Origin of the sequence: Salmonella sp. SAL4457 (genome assembly GCF_046548235.1) — a bacterium.
Lineage (GTDB): Bacteria > Pseudomonadota > Gammaproteobacteria > Enterobacterales > Enterobacteriaceae > Salmonella > Salmonella enterica.
Genome location: NZ_JBGDZO010001161.1, coordinates 1 through 244 on the forward strand (window position 1 = coordinate 1; position 244 = coordinate 244).

At 64.3% G+C, this 244-nt stretch carries 1 protein-coding gene; it reads right to left on the reverse strand.

What is annotated here, in order from left to right; translation table 11 throughout:
• Positions 1-215: WD40 repeat domain-containing protein (locus tag ACLJNW_RS27820; RefSeq protein ID WP_410961817.1), on the reverse strand; the 215-nt coding region annotated here is incomplete at its 3' end.
• Positions 216-244: the final 29 nt, after the last annotated feature.

The following is a 244-nucleotide window of genomic DNA, read 5'->3' on the forward strand; positions in this document are numbered from 1 at the left end:
GACTGCACCCCTGTCGTGATGTCCCACACCCGCACGGTCAGGTCGCGGCTCGTGCTGACGAGAAACCGCTCGTCGGCGCTGAAATCGATACCGGGGCGGGGCGCATTGTTGCCACGCAGCGTCGTTTGAATGCGGCCGGTCGACGTGTCGTAAATCTCGACCGTGTGGTCCTCGAGCTGCGCGGCGAGCAGCCGGCTGCTCCGAGTGAATTGCATAACCTCCACGTCGGTGGCATCCCTTCGCT